Annotated in this window: 15 protein-coding genes; 11 read left to right on the top strand and 4 right to left on the bottom strand. The window is 59.3% G+C overall.

All coding sequences use genetic code 11. The features are described from left to right. Positions 1 to 3: 3 nt before the first annotated feature. On the bottom strand, positions 4 to 1,059 hold the full coding sequence (locus tag KX928_RS05020) for a C4-dicarboxylate TRAP transporter substrate-binding protein (protein ID WP_308342187.1): 1,056 nt from the start codon (positions 1,057 to 1,059) through the stop codon (positions 4 to 6). A 141-nt stretch (positions 1,060 to 1,200) separates the two neighbouring features. Further along, a complete protein-coding gene (locus KX928_RS05015) occupies positions 1,201 to 1,686 on the bottom strand; it encodes a class I SAM-dependent methyltransferase (RefSeq protein WP_219499619.1) in 486 nt (161 codons plus the stop codon). A gap of 175 nt (positions 1,687 to 1,861) precedes the next feature. On the opposite strand from KX928_RS05015, the gene KX928_RS05010 reads away from it, so the two are divergent. From KX928_RS05010 to KX928_RS04995, 4 genes are read left to right on the top strand one after another with little or no spacing between them, the layout of a single operon-like run. Next, a complete protein-coding gene (locus KX928_RS05010; protein WP_219499617.1) occupies positions 1,862 to 3,631 on the top strand; it encodes an ABC transporter ATP-binding protein in 1,770 nt (589 codons plus the stop codon). Next, entirely contained in the window at positions 3,624 to 5,546 is a 1,923-nt protein-coding gene (locus KX928_RS05005; protein ID WP_219499614.1) for an ABC transporter substrate-binding protein, read from the top strand. Before KX928_RS05010 ends, KX928_RS05005 begins: the two co-directional genes overlap by 8 nt. Beyond that, on the top strand, positions 5,543 to 6,571 hold the full coding sequence (locus KX928_RS05000; protein ID WP_219499612.1) for an ABC transporter permease: 1,029 nt from the start codon (positions 5,543 to 5,545) through the stop codon (positions 6,569 to 6,571). The genes KX928_RS05005 and KX928_RS05000 overlap by 4 nt, the downstream gene beginning before the upstream one ends. After that, positions 6,568 to 7,722 carry an ABC transporter permease gene (locus KX928_RS04995; RefSeq protein ID WP_219499611.1) on the top strand — a complete coding sequence of 385 codons (1,155 nt, stop codon included), beginning with the start codon at positions 6,568 to 6,570 and terminating at the stop codon, positions 7,720 to 7,722. Before KX928_RS05000 ends, KX928_RS04995 begins: the two co-directional genes overlap by 4 nt. 102 nt (positions 7,723 to 7,824) lie before the next feature. On the opposite strand, the gene KX928_RS04990 is transcribed toward KX928_RS04995, so the two are convergent. After that, positions 7,825 to 8,601, bottom strand: a complete 777-nt coding sequence (locus tag KX928_RS04990) for a methyltransferase domain-containing protein (RefSeq protein WP_219499609.1) — start codon at positions 8,599 to 8,601, stop codon at positions 7,825 to 7,827. Positions 8,602 to 8,782: 181 nt separating this feature from the next. Beyond that, a complete protein-coding gene (locus tag KX928_RS04985) occupies positions 8,783 to 11,143 on the bottom strand; it encodes a mechanosensitive ion channel family protein (protein ID WP_219499607.1) in 2,361 nt (786 codons plus the stop codon). A 320-nt stretch (positions 11,144 to 11,463) separates the two neighbouring features. Here KX928_RS04985 and KX928_RS04980 point away from each other — a divergent pair, with 320 nt between their 5' ends. From KX928_RS04980 to KX928_RS04950, 7 genes are read left to right on the top strand one after another with little or no spacing between them, the layout of a single operon-like run. After that, the gene (locus KX928_RS04980) at positions 11,464 to 12,657 is read left to right on the top strand and encodes a glycosyltransferase family protein (RefSeq protein WP_257883516.1); all 1,194 of its coding nucleotides are present in this window, start codon (positions 11,464 to 11,466) and stop codon (positions 12,655 to 12,657) included. Continuing rightward, on the top strand, positions 12,654 to 13,901 hold the full coding sequence (locus KX928_RS04975) for a glycosyltransferase family 4 protein (RefSeq protein ID WP_219499604.1): 1,248 nt from the start codon (positions 12,654 to 12,656) through the stop codon (positions 13,899 to 13,901). Before KX928_RS04980 ends, KX928_RS04975 begins: the two co-directional genes overlap by 4 nt. Positions 13,902 to 13,903: 2 nt before the next feature. Then, complete coding sequence (locus tag KX928_RS04970) at positions 13,904 to 14,971, top strand: glycosyltransferase family 4 protein (RefSeq protein WP_257883598.1); 1,068 nt, start codon at positions 13,904 to 13,906, stop codon at positions 14,969 to 14,971. After that, positions 14,968 to 15,552, top strand: coding sequence for a histidine phosphatase family protein (locus KX928_RS04965; RefSeq protein ID WP_219499602.1), 585 nt, complete (start codon positions 14,968 to 14,970; stop codon positions 15,550 to 15,552). Before KX928_RS04970 ends, KX928_RS04965 begins: the two co-directional genes overlap by 4 nt. Further along, the gene (locus tag KX928_RS04960; protein WP_219499600.1) at positions 15,549 to 16,688 is read left to right on the top strand and encodes a glycosyltransferase family protein; all 1,140 of its coding nucleotides are present in this window, start codon (positions 15,549 to 15,551) and stop codon (positions 16,686 to 16,688) included. The genes KX928_RS04965 and KX928_RS04960 overlap by 4 nt, the downstream gene beginning before the upstream one ends. After that, positions 16,685 to 17,446 carry a polysaccharide deacetylase family protein gene (locus KX928_RS04955; RefSeq protein WP_219499598.1) on the top strand — a complete coding sequence of 254 codons (762 nt, stop codon included), beginning with the start codon at positions 16,685 to 16,687 and terminating at the stop codon, positions 17,444 to 17,446. Before KX928_RS04960 ends, KX928_RS04955 begins: the two co-directional genes overlap by 4 nt. Continuing rightward, positions 17,443 to 17,922: a class I SAM-dependent methyltransferase gene (locus tag KX928_RS04950; RefSeq protein WP_219499597.1), complete on the top strand. Its 480-nt coding sequence runs from the start codon at positions 17,443 to 17,445 to the stop codon at positions 17,920 to 17,922. The genes KX928_RS04955 and KX928_RS04950 overlap by 4 nt, the downstream gene beginning before the upstream one ends. Positions 17,923 to 18,161: the final 239 nt, after the last annotated feature.

Raw genomic sequence — 18,161 nt, 5'->3', positions numbered from 1 at the left:
GGATCAGTTGCTTTCCCTCTCCCAAGGATAGCCTTTCTGATCGCGCTCAGCGGAGTACCGGGCGATCAGCACCTGGTATTCCTCAAGCAATTCCTGACCCGGCAGGCCGGTGGCATCCGCAATGCTCACCCAGTCGGCCAGGAATTTGCCACCCTTTTCAACCAGCTTGGCGCGTTCCTCCGGGGCAAGCTCGATCACCTCGACCCCTGCCTCCTGCATCGCCACAATTGCGCTTTCATTGGCGGCCGTAATGATGCGCCCGAATTCATCTGCCATATCGCTGCCCACCTCGTTCAGCAGCGCCTGCTGCTCTTGTGAAAGCCCGTCAAAGACATCGGCATTCATGAACATGCCGACACCGCCAACCTGTCCCCAGTTGAGCAGGGTGTAGCTGTCCATGACCTCGGCCTGCTTCAGCGCCGCAACTGCATAGCTGTATCCCTGGCTGCAATCGATCAGACCGGTGTCGAGCCCCTGATAGGCGTCATAGATCGACATGCGCACCATGTTGGCGCCCAATTCTCCAAACACCTTGCCATAAGCCCCCACGCCACGCACCTTCAGGTTATCGATGTCCTCGGCTTTACGGATCGCGGCACCCTTGCAGCCAATATTGACCTGGCTGGTTGTCCAGGTACCTATGTAGACAAGGTTTTTCTCCCTCAGGTTCGCGGCAATTGCTGCCGAGTTGCGCATCAGCGCATCTGTCGCGCGCATGCCCACCCAGGCGTCAGGGTTGTCCAGAGGCAGATCCGCGATCCCGTAGGCGGCCATTTCCTGCGGATAATATACGGCAATGACCGATCCCATATCGGCGACACCATCCCCGATGGATTGCATTGCCGCATTGGCCTTGAAAAGCGCACCGCCCCACTGGATGTCGAGCTGGATGTCGCCCTCTGACCGCGCAGTAACCTGATCGGCAAACCACTGAAGTGCCGCGGCGCGCGCCCCGCGGTTGGGTCCGGCCTCGCCATGGATCAGGTTGGTTTCCGCTTGGACCATGGCGCCGCTGGCCAGCAGTGCAGCCCCGACAACTGCGCTTTTCAGGGTCATCATCTCAGTTCCTCCCAAAACTTATTTCGCAATGTGAAACTTTATTTCACTATATTCGACTTTGATAGAGGGCACTCGCCATACGTGCAACAAAAAATCGCGGCGCAAATGCACCGCGATCCAGCCGTTCCGAAAAGGTCAGCCTCAGCGCTTGTAGATAAAACACCGTCCCGGAATGGCATCATCCGGCAAGGCGATCTCTCTCAGATCATCGAAATACATCCTGTCGCTGGAAACCATCAGACCACCCTCTGCCATCAACGGCGCGATCAAAGGGGAGATTTCACGCGCGAAAACATCGTTCTTTTCGGCGTTGTGGCCGCCGAGGTCCGCATGGATCAAGCTCGCCGTCGCGCCAAAACGCTCATACGCCCGGGGAAGTGTCTCGAACACATCGCCGAGAAACACCCGATCATCCGGCGGGGTACTGTCGGGGTGCGACGCGACGGCCCTCTCAAACACGTAGATGTCACGGTCGGGCATGATCTCGCACATGTGGTGATAGGTGCGCCCGTTCCCCAACCCCAGCTCAAAAACCGGGCCGGCCATGCCTTGCGTGAGTTTGGCGGCGTGGTTCAGGCAGGCCCGCTGAGACACCATTCGATTGATGAAAAGATCCAGACGGCTCATGCGGCTACCTTCGTAAATACTATCCCGCCCACATGCGCCTTTTGTTTCAAAAATGATAGCACAAAGTCCTTCACGTATCTGTGCGCTGGACGTGGGCAGCGAAATCGCGTTGACTGTCAGTATAAACATGCAACTTTTTGGGACGGAAGAGTAGCAAGGAAGTGACTGTAGCGTGATGACCCCGTTGCTTGATGTGCAAGATCTGAGCATTGGCTTTGGGTCAGGCGACCCCGTGGTGCGGGATGTCAGTTTTCAGGTCATGCCGGGTGAAACCCTTGCGCTGGTCGGTGAAAGCGGGTCCGGCAAAACGATCACCTGCCGCGCCGTTCTGCGCATTTTGCCAGAGGCGGCCCGGATTCACGGCGGTACCATCGACTTCAACTGCAACGGCAAGGTCATCAATTTGATGGACCGCAGCGAGCGTGTCATGCGCTCCATCCGAGGTGACCAGATTTCGATGATTTTTCAGGAGCCAATGCGATCCCTGTCACCCCTACACCGGTTGGGGGACCAGGTCTCCGAGGTTCTGCGCCTGCACCGGGACATGCGTGCGTCCGAATGCAAGAAGATCGTTCTGGATACATTCGAACGCGTAGGGTTTCCTGATCCGTCCCGTGTCTGGAAGGCCTACCCGTTCGAGATGTCGGGCGGCATGCGGCAGCGGGCGATGATCGCCATGGCAATGGTTGCCAAACCCGACCTGCTTATCGCGGACGAACCGACAACGGCCCTGGATGTAACCACGCAGGCGCAGGTGTTGGGCCTGATCAAGGATTTGCAGAAAGAAACGGGCATGTCCGTCATCCTGGTGACACATGACCTTGGCGTTGTTGCCAATATGGCCGAATCCGTTCTTGTGATGAACAAGGGCCGGGTGATGGAGCGCGGTCCGGCAGCCGCCGTTCTGGGTGCGCCGGCACATGGTTATACCAAGAAGCTCTTCGCCGCGGCGCCGATGATCCCGGAAGTCGCCGCCCCCGCCCGCGAAGGCAGTCATGACGACCTTATCCTCGATCTGCGCAATGTGACAAAGACCTACACGATGCGCGCGGGCGGCTGGAGCAAGCCGGTGACCATAACGGCCTGTCATGAAGTGGATCTTCCGCTCCAGCGCGGCAAGACGCTGGCCGTGGTCGGCGAAAGCGGCTCGGGCAAAACGACATGCGCCCGCATCGCGCTGGGAGCGGAGATACCCGACAGCGGCAGTGAAGTGCTCTTCCGCCCCAGCCCCGGTGCTAAACCGGTATGCATCAATGCGATGTCTGCATCCGAACGGGTTGCGTTCCAACGTCAGGCGCAGATGGTTTTTCAGGACCCGTACTCGTCGCTCTCGCCACGCATGCGCGTCCAGCAGGCGCTGACCGAACCGATGGAAATACACAATCTGGGCACCAAGGCCGACCGGAAGGAAAAAGCCGCCGAGATGCTGCGCTGGGTCGGGCTTGACGCATCCATGCTGGGCCGCTTCCCACATGCTTTTTCGGGCGGCCAGCGCCAGCGTCTGTCGATCGCGCGCGCGCTGACACTGGATCCGGTTCTGCTGGTGTGCGATGAACCCACGTCGGCGCTGGATGTTTCGGTGCAAGAGCAGATTTTGACGCTCCTCGAAGATATCCGGGACCGGGCTGGTCTGAGTTATCTGTTCATCAGTCACGATCTGGCGGTGGTTGCACGCATTGCCGATGAGGTCGCCGTGATGCGACAGGGGGTTGTGGTAGAGCAGGCGCCGCCCGACACGCTGTTCTACAACCCGCGCCATCCCTACACCCGCGCACTGATCGCCGCCCAGCCGGAGCCCGACGTGAACCGTCCGATTGATCTGGGGCTTGTGGCCAAGGGGGCCGGTCTGCCATCAAGCTGGCCTGAGCAATTCCGCTTCGAAGGCGTCGCCGCCCCTGCCCTGAAGGAACTTGAGCCCGGACACAAGGTGCGTTGTCATGTTTAAACTCTGCTTGACCATACTCGCATGCGTGGCACTGACCATCACGGCGCAAGCCGATACACCAACGCTGTCCGAAAGCTCGTTCTGGCAGATGGAAGTCACAAGCCGCGCCCTGCCACCGATTGAACAACGTCTGCCCGACGATCCGCTTGTCGTCGACCTGGAGGCAAAGGGCCGTAGTTTTGGCGAGCAGGGCGGTACGCTCAGAACCCTGGTGTCGCGCTCCAAGGATGTGCGCCAGATGGTGGTCTACGGATATGCGCGACTGGTCGGATATGATCAGAACTACGAACTCTACCCCGATATTCTGCGTGATATCGAGGTCCATGAAGGCCGCAAGTTCACGCTTCATCTGCGACGTGGGCACCGGTGGTCGGACGGCCACCCCTTCACGTCGAAAGACTTTGAATACTATTGGAAACACGTGGCGCTGAACAACGAACTCAGCCCCTCCGGCCCGCCGCAAAACATGATCGTTGATGGCGTTCTGGCGGATGTGTCCTTTCCCGACAATCACACGGTCATCATCGAATGGCCCACGCCGAACCCCCAGTTTTTACAGCTTCTGGCACAGGCCAGCCCTTTTTTCATCTACCGCCCCGCGCATTACCTCAAACAGTTTCATGCCGAGTTTGCCGACGCCAAGGACCTGAAGAAAAAGATCAAGAAGGCCCGTGTCCGGGCATGGGCTGCGTTACATAACGACCGTGACAACATGTACAAATTCGACAACCCGGACCTGCCGACACTGCAGCCGTGGTTGAATGCCTCCGGCAGCAAGTCCAGCCGGCATCTCTTTGTGCGCAACCCGTACTACCATCGCATCGATGCGAACGGCGTTCAGTTGCCCTACATTGATGTGGTCGAGATGACGATTGTCGGCGGCGGGTTGATCGCGGCAAAGGCCAATGCCGGCGAGGTCGATCTTCAGGCGCGCGGGCTCGATTTCCCGGATATCTCGATCCTCAAGAAAGGCGAAACCGATGGCGCCGGGTACAGAACCCTGCTGTGGGCAAACGGCGCGGCCAACCAGATTGCGATCTACCCAAACCTGAACTTCGCCGACCCGGTCTGGCGAGAGATCATCAGAGATGCACGTTTTCGCCGAGCCCTGAGCCTTGCGATCGATCGGCGGATGATCAACCGGGCGCTGTATTTCGGGCTGGCCAAGGAAGGCGGCATGACGGCGCTTGCACGGAGCCCGTTTTTTGATCCTGCCAACCTCTTCAAGTGGTCGATTTACTACCCCGCAAAGGCCAATGCGTTGCTGAATGAAATGGGACTGACGGAGCGGACGCCCGCAGGCATTCGTAAATTGCCCGACGGGCGGCCCATGGAATTCGTCATCGAAACTGCCGGGGAGCGACAGGAAGTGGAGAACGCGCTCGCCATCGTGACCGACACATGGCGCGAGATCGGGATCAAACTGATCATGCGCCCGCTTGACCGCGATATCCTGCGCAACCGGGTGTATTCCGGTCTCTCCATGGCGGCGATCTGGTACGGCTGGGACAACGGCCTGCCACAACCCTACACGCCGCCCGAGTACCTCGCACCTACGCATCAGGAGTTTTTTGCCTGGCCGAAGTGGGGCCAGTATTACCAGACCGGCGGCGAACTGGGTGAACCCCCCGACATGCCAGCGGCGCAACGCCTGATGCAGCTCAGCTGGGACTGGGATCATACAACCGACAGTGAAGAACGCGCAGAGATATGGCGCGAGATGCTGGCCATTCACGCCGACCAGCAGTTTGGCATTGGTATTCTGTCCGAAGCACCGCAGCCTGTTGTCGTCTCCAACAAGCTGCGCAATGTCCCGGAAGAGGCAAAGTGGGCTTGGGATCCCGGAGCGCATTTCGGCATTCACCGTGTCGATGAGTTCTATTACGACGAACCGTTCCAGCAGCTCACCCAATGATGTTTCTCAAATACGCAGTTTACCGGTTTATCACCATGCTGATCACGCTGTGGGTGGTGTCGATCATGATCTTCGTGATCATCAACCTGCCGCCGGGCGACTATCTGAGCAACCAGATCGCCGAGCTGCGCGCCACGGGTCAGGCAGAGGGTGTGGCGAAGGCCGAATTCCTCAGAACAGAGTACGCGCTGGACCGTCCGATCTGGGAGCAATACCTGATCTGGGTCGGTATGGCGCCGGGACCGCAGGGGTGGTACGGGCTCATTCAGGGCAATTTCGGCTGGTCCTTCGAATTTGACCGTCCCGTGTCTGAAATCGTTGGCGACGCCCTCTGGCTGACGGTTCTCGTGAACCTGGCGGCCGTTCTGTTCGTCTATCTGGTGGCGCTGCCGCTGGGGGTGATCGCCGCCGCAAAATCAGAGACATGGATTGACTACACCGCTGCTTTCGTGGGCTATCTGGGACTGGCCACCCCCAACTTCCTGCTTGCACTGATGCTGTTCTACTATGGCAACAAGTATTTCGACCTGCCTATCGGCGGGCTGATGTCTCCCGAGTTCGAGGGAGAACCGATGTCGTTTGACAAGGTGAAGTCCATTCTGGTGCATCTTATTGTTCCGACATTCGTGATCGGGACATCCGGTGCCGCCGCGATGATGCAACGTCTGCGCGCCAATATGCTGGATGAGTTGTCGAAACCCTATGTTGAGACAGCCAAGGCAAAGGGGCTTGCGCCCTCCAAGCTGCTGGCGAAATACCCGTTGCGCATGGCGTTCAATCCGTTTGTCGCCGACATCGGCAACCTGCTGCCGGCAATGGTATCGGGGTCGGTTCTGGTTTCGGTCGTGCTGGGCCTGCAAACCATTGGTCCCTCCTTGCTGACTGCGTTGAAATCCCAGGATCAGTTCCTCGCCGGGTTTATTCTGATGTTCGTTGCGCTGCTGACCCTGATCGGCACGATGATTTCTGACTTGCTGCTGGTTCTGCTCGACCCGCGCATCCGGTACGGAGCGCGCGGCTCATGACCCAGTTACCGGACGGTCGCTACGTCGACGACGCGCCATATTCGGATACCACCGATCTCAGCGCGCCAGAACGGTCGGATATGGATGCTTCCACTTGGATCCTGATCTGGCGAAAGTTCAAAAGGCACAAGCTCGGGCTGATTTCCGGCATTTTCCTGCTGTTCAGTTATTTGATGCTGCCGGTTGCAGGCTTTATCGCTCCCTACACGCCGAACCAGCGCAGCGCCGATTATCTCTACTCTCCGCCGCAGTCGGTGAATTTCTGGCACGAAGGGGAGTTCATCGGGCCATTTGTCTACCCGACGACCGCAACTGCGGATCTTGTCAATTATCGCTGGACCTACGAAACGGATGAAACTCGGCCCATGCCGCTGCAGTTTTTCTGCGAAGGAGAGACCTACAACCTCTTTGGCTTCATCCGGTCAGACACACATCTTTTCTGCGCTCCGGAAGGCGCGACGATCTTTTTGTGGGGTTCCGACAGGTTGGGGCGTGATGTGTTCAGTCGCATCCTCTACGGCGCACAGCTGTCACTGACCGTCGGTTTGATCGGAATCACGGTATCCTTTGGCCTTGGCATCTTCTTTGGCTCAATTGCCGGGTATTTCGGTGGCAAGACAGATTGGCTGATCAACCGGGTGATCGAGATATTGCGCTCATTGCCGGAACTGCCGCTCTGGCTGGCCCTATCCGCGGCAGTACCGTCCAACTGGGGGCCTGTCGCGGTCTTTTTCATTATCTCGATCATATTGGGTATTCTCGACTGGCCCGGACTGGCCCGCGCCGTACGATCGAAATTCCTGTCGCTCAGAGAAGAGGAATACGTGCGGGCGGCGGAAATGATGGGCGCGAAACCGGGCCGGGTGATCCGGCGCCATCTGCTGCCCAATTTCATGTCACACCTCATCGCCTCGGCGACACTGTCGATCCCCGCGATGATCCTCGGCGAGACGGCGCTCAGCTTCCTCGGCCTTGGCCTGCGCGCGCCGGCAGTCAGTTGGGGGGTCATGCTCAACGACGCGCAAAACCTCGCCTCCATCGAAATCTACCCGTGGACCGCGATCCCGATGCTGCCCATCATTTTCGTGGTGCTCGCATTTAATTTCCTGGGCGACGGCCTGCGCGCCTCGCTTGACCCATACAAGAGCTGATCCTTCGTTTCTCTGAGCCTCCGCTCAGGCGGTAAGATCCGGTTTGCGGACGAAGTGAGCTTTCGTTGCGGTAGCGTAAAAGACCGCTCTCGACTATCGCCGCTAGGCCTTGATTGCGCTCATCTGGTAGTATGTCAGCGAGAAAAAGAAACGTCCCTGCTGCGCAAGATCAATCTGTTCGTCGAACCAGGCTTTTGTTTCCTTGGAGCTCATATGTCCGTTCTCCGAAGCGTAACTAGACATCAGGTGCAACAGCATGAACGCTACTCCGTCTGGACGAAGAGTGACGTCAGCGAATGTAAAGGGCTTTACCTCGACGGCAACAAACCCAGCATTTCGAACAAGACGCGGCCAAAGCGCCGCAACCCGCGGTTCGACATAGTGATGATCCCATGCCTCCTGAACTCGCCGCATACGATCTTCATCCTCTGAAAACCAATCGAGTGTTTTGCAGCCAGTATCAACGGCAACGAACCGTCCACCTGTTGTCAGAACGCGATGCACTTGGGCAATTGCTGTTGGAATATCTGGAAGGTACTCAAGAACCTGAACTGCGACAACTTTATCGACTTCACCGTCTTTCAGAGGGAGCGCATCAGCCGAGCCGTTTACGATCTCAGTGGTTTGGAAGGCCGAACAGCGAAGGGAAGCCGCAGTCCGCATATCATCGCTGGGGTCGATTCCAATGACCTGCCCTGAGGAGCCAACAGCTCGCGCGATCTCTTCCGTGAGAAGCCCATTTCCACAGCCGATATCTACGACGAAGTCTCCCTCGGACAGATGTAAGGCGTCAAAAGCTTTTCTTCTTCGAAGGCTTACATCACCGCCCTTATAGGCGATCTCAAGTAATTTGGTCGTTTTCTCGTCGAACTCCAACATGCGTCAATCTTTGCACGAGTACGAGTTTTACGTAAACCATGTGACGTCTGGGCAGCTGGTCAAGACCTGACATTCATACGAGGCGCAACATCACGCAGTTTGGGCTCAAAGCGACACTTGATTTACCAAACGAGATTTTACTGCTTCAGTGCCGGATGTATTCACTCCGTTTCGATTGTCCCTACCGATCATCTCCGCCATCGTCGTCATCGAGCAATTCCTCCTCGATCTGCGCTTGCGCTGCGGCGGTGACCGACTTCCTGTCCTCTTCTGACAAATCCTCCACCTTGCCGTCGGCGAGGCGCACGGTTACCTCCTTATGGGCAAACTTGACGCCTTCGCGCTCGAACAGCGCCCGGATTTCCTCGTAGACTTTTTTACGGACCAACCACTGATCACCGGGCTTGGTCATAAACTTGACGCGGATGATCATCGCGGAATCCTGCATTTCGATCACGCCCTGCGACTTTAATGGCTGAATGAAGTTGTCACCGATCACCGGATCATCCAGCAACTCCACTCCCAGCGTCTTGATCAGCTTGCGCACATGTTCGACGTCCGTGTCATAGGTCACGCGCAAGGGCAGTTTCATGATCACCCAGTCGCGGGAGTAGTTGGTCATGACCTGGATTTCACCAAAGGGAATGGTGTGCAGCGCACCAAGATGATGGCGCAGCTGGAAGGATCTGACGGAAATCTTTTCCACGGTGCCCTTAACCCCGCCGATGTCGAGGTACTCACCCTTGCGAAACGCATCATCGAACAGGAAAAACCCGCCTGAGAAGATATCCCGCACCAGCGCCTGCGAGCCAAAGCCGACCGCGACCCCCACGACACCCGCGCCGGCAAAGAGCGGCCCCACATTGACACCCAATTCGAGCAGGATGATCAGGCTGATCGTCACCAGCACCACGATCAGGATGAAATTGCGGAACAAGGGCAACAAGGTCGCGAGACGGCTGGCGCTGGAGCCGCCACCTTCATCGCCCAGTTCACCTTCCGTCACGTCTCCCTGTTCTTCCAGGATCTTGTTGTCAATCCAGATGCGGAACACGTGATAGACAATGTAACCGATGAAGATGATGACCATGATATCGAGCAACTGGGCTGCAAAACTCTCCACCATCTGCGCCGAATTGTTGTCCCATATATAGAAGAACGCGTAGACACCGGCCACGAACGCCAGAATGCCGGCAACCCGCCGCGCCAGCGCCTCGAAGGTGCCCAGGGGGTGACGCCTCGCAAACTGCGCGGCGGCGATGGCCTCCTGTTCGGCGTCGGACGTGGCCTCCGCCTCGTCGTCTTCCGCACTGACCTCATTCACCTCGCGCAGCGCCCGCGCTCTTTGAAAGCTGCGTTCGATCAGGAAATTGATGACACCGTAGACAACAATGATAGACATCAGGATGGCATAGGCTCCGGCGATCAGCGGAATCGACGATGGGTTCCCCAGTACCAGGTCATAGGTCAGCTCCAGCCATGCGAAGATCACGTAGCCAATGACCAGCGGTGCCCAGACCGCTGTCAGGATCTTGACGGCCCAGCTGAGCTCGTTGACTGCCTTGCCCTGACGCATGGCAGTCGAAATCGCCCGTCTGTTGACCAGAACCATCAGGATGTTCAGCATCACCACGAAGGCGGACATCAGCGATGACAGGAAGGCGTAGACGTCGTAGTTCAGACCCAACTCGCCGATCCATATCCCGAACAGAATGGCGGTGATATCGACAGTACCAAGGACCCACAGCCAATTGTGCAGCCGCCGCGCGTCACGCGTGTCGAGCACGGGTATCCTGTATTGATCCAAGTAGGGTGAAAGCACCATTCGCCAGAGGTTTGCAACGAGGCGGCTCATGAAATACGCCGTATTAATCACGCTGACGGTGAATTGCATCGCCTTGTCTTCCAGGGGGCCAAAGATCAGTGCCCCGAGAATATAGGCCACCACCATGGAGACGATGATCCCGATCACGCCCATGAAAAACCGGAACACCAGAAACGGCATTTTCTCGGCATAGCCTTCCGGGTTTTGCTTGATCCGCGAAACCACGAAATTCTTGACGATGCGTTTGCCGTAGACCTGCGCCTCGAACACCATGCCGACCCCGAACAGCAGGAGCGAAACCAGCAGCGCTTTGACATAGGCCCAGATCGTGCCATCGGGGCTGGTCGCCCTGAGGATGTAGAGAACCTCGTTGAAGGCATTTGGCAGATCCAGAATGCGCTCGATCAGAACCGCCCGGAAATTGACGATGGCATCCTGCGCCTTCATCAGGCCTGAACCTTCGGCTGTTTCGTGAGCTTGCGGATCTGCGGCAACCGGGGAGGTGAGTATCCGGCCGCTCTGGTCAATGACGACCACGCCGACCCCGTTTTCCGATGCCTGGCGCATGATTTCGGATATCTGGTCACTGTCCTCGCTGCTGTCAGAGGCGCCCAGCCCGACAAGCGAGCCAAGCCCCTGCGCCTTGCCGGACGACGGTGCAACCGACGCAAATACAACCGCAGTTAGAACTATGAAAACAAACCAGAAAGCGCGCATGATAAGACAATCCGCAGAATTTACTCTTGCAGGCGACGGTATGGGACAGTCGGCACCATTGCAATTGCACATCAGTTGAAACTCCGGCGATCAGTCGTGTTTTGCACCCGATTAACTTTTATGCCAAAGAGGGAGTAACCGATGGGTACAACCCTGTAGAACAGACACAAGGACTGGCCGATGTGCCTGAATTTGCCGCCGCTCGCAGGGCCTTACGTATTGCACAGCAATCCCTCGCAGGTTTATCGCACCGAGTCAGATAGGCGGATGAGCGTGTTGTCATGAATGTGTTTGATCGAACAGGTGCGAAGGATCAAATGATGCGAACTCCTCAGGCAGAGGGCTCCGAACGCTCTCCGCGCGTAATGTTTTACAGCCATGACACCTTCGGTCTGGGCCATCTTCGCAGATCACGGGCGCTGGCGTCCGCGCTCACGGCCTCTGATCCCAGCGCCTCGGCAATCATCCTGACCGGGTCGCCTGTCGCCGGGCGTTTCACCTTTCCTGAAAGGGTGGACCACGTGCGCCTGCCCGGGGTGACGAAACTGCCGGACGGGTCGTATGTCAGCCAGACGCTTGGTCTGGATATCGATGAGACGACCTCCCTGCGCTCCGGCCTGATCCAGACTGCCATCGAGCAATATGAACCTGATCTATTTGTTGTCGACAAGGAACCGACGGGGTTTCGCGGCGAGCTGCTGCAAACACTGGAGTGGCTGTCGAAGAAAGACAGCGCCCGCTGCGTTCTGGGATTGAGAGACGTGCTGGACGAACCGAAGGCCCTCGCGGCGGAGTGGGCGCGCAAAGGCGCGGTCGACGCGACGGAGCGGTTTTACGATGAAATCTGGGTCTATGGCCCCCGCTCCGTCTACGACCCGACGCAAGGCCTGCCATTGTCCGAAGCCACACGGGCGCGCATTCGGTGGACAGGCTATCTGCGGCGGGAGGTCACCGATGCCGCCGACACGCCGGATATACCATACGTGCTGATTACCCCCGGGGGCGGCGGTGATGGTCAGGCGATGGTCAGCCTTGTTCTGGAAGCCTACGAGGCCGATCCGTCGCTGGCGCCGCATGCCGTTCTCGTTTACGGGCCGTTTCTGTCCGGTGAGGTGCGGGACGCATTCGATGCCCGCGTCGCCCGTTTGAACGGACGCGTCACGGCAGTGGGGTTCGATTCGCGCATCGAGGCCCTTTTTGCTGGGGCGGAGGGCGTCATCTGCATGGGGGGGTACAACACGTTCTGCGAAGTTCTGTCATTCGACAAGCGCGCCGTCATCGTTCCGCGCACGGTACCCCGGCTGGAACAGTGGATCCGCGCCTCGCGGGCGGAAGATCTCGGCCTGGTGAGGATGCTCGACGAGACACGGGATGGTATGAACCCGCACACGATGATCGACTTTATCCGTGCATTGCCGACACAACAAAAACCCTCTCAGGCGGGTGCTGACGGGCTTTTGGATGGGCTCGACATCGTCGTCGCCCGGGCAGCGGCGTTGATGGCGGAGCAATGACGCCAACCGCTGCGCGCCTTGGCGTGGTCGTGAAAGGGTGGCCGCGTCTCTCAGAGACATTCATTGCCCAGGAGCTTGTAGCCCTTGAGGAGGTCGGAATCGACTTTGACATCTGGTCCCTGCGGCACCCGACAGACACAAAAACACATCCGCTTCATGACCGGCTCAATGCGCCGGTCCGTTATCTCCCGGAATATCTGAAGGACGAGCCACTGCGCGTGCTCCGCGGTGTCATTGCGGCGATTACACGTCCTGGATTCGCTGCCGCATGGCGTGCAATCCGCGCTGACTACGCGCGCGAACGGACTCCCAACCGGTTGCGGCGGTTCGGTCAGGCCTGCGTGCTGTCACGCGAATTGCCCGCCGAAACGCTTGGACTTTACGCTCATTTCCTGCACACACCGTCATCCGTTGCGCGATATGCCGCCATACTGCGCGGCATTCCCTGGTCATTCTCCGCGCATGCCAAAGACATCTGGACCTCCCCTGAATGGGAGTTGCGCGAGAAGCTTGCAGCCAAGAGCTTCGGCGCGGCGTTCGGTGCGACCTGCACCGGTCTGGGCGCAAAATACCTGCAATCGCTCGCAGATCGCGAGGATCGCGTCGATCTGGTGTATCACGGGCTGGATCTGAACCGATTTCCCGCGCCCCCTGACCGCACAGCGCGGCAGGCAGGCGATCCCATAGCCCTGATGTCGGTAGGGCGGCTGGTGGAAAAGAAGGGATTCGACCGGCTGATCGCGGCCCTTGCACTTCTGCCGGACGAGCTGGACTGGCACTGGACACATATCGGCGGCGGAGCGCTGAAGGGCGAAATGCAAGCGTTGGCCGAACACCTGGGCGTCGCTGACAGGATCACATGGCGCGGCGCGTGCGACCAGCCCGAAGTGATAGATGCCATGCGCGCTGCCGACCTTTTTGTCCTGCCCAGCAGAGTGGCAGAGGACGGCGATCGTGACGGTCTGCCCAATGTTCTGATGGAGGCGGCAAGCCAGAAACTGCCAATTCTGTCCACACCTGTTTCCGCGATCCCCGAATTCATTGACAGCGGCACTCATGGCATCCTGACCGATGATGCGCCGGAGAGTATTGCCGCCGAAATTCAAGGGATGGCCGCAGATCCGACAAGAGGCGCCAAACTGGCGGACGCGGCTTATGATCGGCTGATGTCGGACTTTCAGATGGCGCCCGGAATCGACCATCTTGCAAAACGCCTCCGGCACATGCTGGACTCCGGGGCGTGACGATGATTGCGTTCTATGCCCCGATGAAGCCGCCATCTCATCCTGTGCCATCCGGTGACAGAACCATGGCGCGCGCGGTGCTTAAAGCGCTGGACTATGGCGGCATGCCCGCGAGCGTCGTGTCGACATTGCAGACCCGCGACAAGGCCGGCTCGGCCGAGGTGCAATCGCGCCTGCTGGCGCTGGCAGAGGCTGAGATCTCCCGGTTGATCAGCGCAGGCCGCTATGCCGACTGGCAGCTCTGGCTGACGTATCACAGTTACTACAAGGCACCCGATCTGGTTGGTCCAAAAGTCTCTGCCGCGCTGAACATTCCCTATGTGCAGATAGAGGCCACCCGCGCCCGTAAGCGGTTGCAGGGTCCCTGGGCGCAGTTTGCCCATGCGGCGGAGGCCGCCAGCGATGCGGCAGACGTGATCTTTCATCTGACGGAAAGAGATGCTGAATCGCTGCTTGCCTACGCCCCTCCCGGTCAAAAAATCCGGCAGTTGCGTCCGTTTCTGGCGCGCTCGGAATTGCCGCAGGCCAGCCTTGGCGACGGACCGATGCTCAGCGTCGGGATGCTGCGGCACGGGGACAAGTTTGCCTCCTACGAGCTGATCGCGGATGCGCTCAGCCATCTGAAGACACCGGACTGGAACCTCGTCATCGCGGGCGACGGGCCGGCGCTGGATGCGGTGGCCTCCATGATGCATAAATTTGGCGACCGTGTCGATTTGCGCGGCTCACTGGATCAGGATGCGATGCAGTGTGCCTATTCCAGGGCCAGCCTGCTGTTCTGGCCCGGCGTCAACGAAGCCTTTGGCATGACCTATCTTGAGGCGCAGGCCGCGGCGCTGCCGGTCGTTGCGCAAGACCGCCCAGGTGTCCGCGATGTGCTGGCTCCGGGGAAGTACCCAACGCCCGAACAGGGTGCCACGGCGCTTGCAACTGAGATAGACGCCCTGCTTGGCGACCCGGGCATGCGCCTCGCGCGCGGTCGAACCGCTCGTGATCATGTCGCCCAGCTTCATCTTATGCCGACCGCGAGCTCTACGCTCCGCACCGCGATCGCGGAGCTTTTGACATGATCCGTCTCGGGCTTCTTCGCCATGGTCACACGTCATGGAACAGGCAGGGCCGCATTCAGGGGCGCACGGACATGCCTCTTGACCCGGATGCAGAGGCGCAACTGACAACCTATGCGCTCCCATCACCGTGGGACAAGGCGCAACTCTGGGCCAGCCCACTGATGCGTGCAAAACACACCGCACAGCTGATCGCCGGACGCGAGCCGGTGGTCGATGACGCGCTGATTGAGATGGACTGGGGCGACTGGGAAGGCCTGCGCGGCATTGACCTGCGATCGGATCCCGCCAGCGGGTTCAAGGACATTGAAGACTGGGGCTGGTCCTACATGCCGCCGAACGGCGAAAGCCCCGATGTCCTGCGGCGGCGCCTCGTACCATGGGCGCAGAACCTGACCGGGGATGCAGTCGCGGTTTGCCATATCGGCGTGATGCGCGTTCTGCTGGCCCATGCCACAGGATGGAATTTCGAAGGGCCTGCCGCGTTCAGGGTCAAACGGCACCGGTTGTTCGTGATCGAGATCGACGGCCCGAAGTGGACCGCACTGGACACGCCGGTACGGCTGAAGGTGCGCGCAACATGAAAACCATGATCGTTGTCACGCATCTTCTCGGGACCGGTCACCTCGCGCGCGCCCTGACGCTGGCCCGTGCGTTCACCGCAGCAGGCCATGGGTGCACGGTTGTGTCCGGCGGCCTGCACGCTCCGCACCTGGATGCGACGGGGGTCAACCTCGTACATCTTCCGCCCCTGCGATCAGACGGGGTGAATTTCACACGGCTACTGGATGACAGCGGCACCCCGACCACGGACACTTACATGTACAAACGCCGGCACGTGCTGGAAAGGACCCTCGTTGAACTGGCCCCCGATGCGATCGTAACAGAACTCTTTCCCTTCGGGCGACGTATCCTGCGTGATGAGTTTGTGCATCTGCTCACTTCAGCGCGGCGCCTGCCCGTGCGGCCGGTGGTTTGCGCCTCTGTCCGCGATATCCTGGCCCCGCCCTCCAAGCCTGCGAAAGCTGCGGCGACGGAGGATATCATTCGCACCCACTACGATGCCGTGCTCGTGCATTCCGATGCGCAGATCATGCCCCTGGAGGCCAGCTGGCCGGTCTCTCCCGCTTTGGCCAACGAGTTGTATTACACCGGGTTCGTGGCCCCTGGGGCCGCGGGCGGACACCCCAAGGAAGCCGGAAAGGGAGAGATCCTCGTCAGCGCCGGGGGCGGCGATGTCGGTGATCATCTGTTCGATGAGGCCGTGGGCGCGGCGGCGGCGCAGCCATCGTGGAGATGGCGTATTCTTGTGGGCGGACAGGACGCTGCCAAACGGGTTGCCCGTCTTCGATCACGCGCCCCTGACAACGTCATCGCGGAGACCGCACGACCGGATTTCCGACAAATGCTGCACCATGCCAGGGCATCAGTTTCAATGTGCGGTTACAACACCGCGCTGGATATCCTGCAGGCGGGAACCGCGGCGGTGTTTGTCCCGTTCGACGCGGGAGGGGAGGTAGAACAATCCTTGCGGGCCAAGGCTCTTGCCCGACTGCCTGGCGTTGCGTTACTTCCGACGTCGGATTTGAGCAAGGACACTTTGTTGCGCGCGCTAAAGGAGGTCATGAATGCCCCTGAAAGGCCGACCCAAACGGCAAAGTTCGATGGTGCCCGTGAAACCGTGAGAATTGTCGAAACTCTCCGTGAGCGACGCGCATGATCCCGGATTGGAGACCTTTGCGACAGGAGCTGGCAAGGCTGCGCGCGGCGAATATCGAACTGCCCATCTGGTGGCGCGATGATGATGCCATCGCGGCCACACCGCAGCTCGACCAGCTTGCGCAACTATCTGGCGATCTCGGCGTCTCAACTCATCTGGCTGTCATTCCCGCGCGCGCGACCCCCACACTCGCGGCGGCCGTCACGACCCTGCCCAATGTCATCCCTGTCGCGCATGGATGGACCCACGAGAACCGCGCCCCGGCGGGCGAGAAGAAGGCAGAGTTCGGGCACGGCCGCGCCGATGCGACCTTTGATCTGGAACGCGGGTTTTCGCAAATGCGCCAGATGTTTGGTAAGCGTTTTGTCCCGGTCTTTGTCGCGCCCTGGAACCGGTTGAACGCGATGTATTTTCAACCCCTGTCAGACGTCGGATACAAGGCGGTTTCGACCTTCACGCCGCGCAACTCCGCAGAGGCTGTCCCGGGTCTCATCACGGTCAATACACATATTGACCCGATCGATTGGCGCGGAACACGCGGGCTGGTGGCACCAGATGCAATCATCGCAGAGGCCGCGAGGCACCTGGAGGCCCGACGATTAGGTGCCTCAGATCCGGCAGAGCCCTTCGGGTATCTGACGCATCATCTCGTGCACACCCCGGAGATCTGGGATTTCACGCGCGCGTTTCTCAGCGAATTGCTTGCGGGCGGGGCGCGCGAAACATCCCTTCAAACCGTGATCGAGGAGAGCCAATGAGCCGTCTGGAATCCATGCGCCGCAGACTGTCCGCCCAGATCGACGGCCTCAATTGGGCGTCTGACTACATCGCCGACATTCATGGCGATGTGCTTGAACTGGGTCTTGGGAACGGCCGGACCTATGACCACCTGAGGCAGCAGTTGCCGGATCGCCGGATCTGGGTGATTGACCGGGTCTTGCAACCTCATCCCTCATGCGTGCCGCCCACGGAAAACTTCCTGCTGGGAGAAGCTGACGACATGCTGAAGCAACTGGCCCGGCGCGGCGCGAAAATGGCGCTTGCCCATTATGATTTCGGTTTCGGTGTAAAGGAGCTGGACGTCGCGGAAGGAGCGCGGCTGTCACCTCTGATCGCCCCCTTGATGATGCCCGGCGGCTTGGTGGTCAGCCAGCAACCGCTCACCGGTTTCACCCAGATTTGCGGCCCGGAAACGATTGATCCCGAACGCTATCTTTTCTACCGCGCGCAGTAACAAGCGGGCTTAGGCGCGCAACCGCCGATGCCGTGGCAAGGCATTCAGATGCCCCCCTGTTTGCAGGAACCTTTTGCGGTGCCAGACGTTTCCCCCGGGCAATCGGAAAGGGAGCATTGTTTTGTGTCTGGCATCTTTTACCCCGGTAATGTCTGCCCTGACCGCCTGTCACAAAAGAAATGGCGCAGGAAAGTCCGTTGACAACTTCGGCGCACCGGACGGAAGCCCTGCGACCAGAG

Origin of the sequence: Roseobacter insulae, from assembly GCF_019375555.1 — a bacterium.
GTDB classification, from domain to species: domain Bacteria; phylum Pseudomonadota; class Alphaproteobacteria; order Rhodobacterales; family Rhodobacteraceae; genus Roseobacter; species Roseobacter insulae.
The sequence above is the reverse complement of the archived record's forward strand: the minus strand, read 5'-3'. Positions and strand labels throughout refer to the sequence as shown.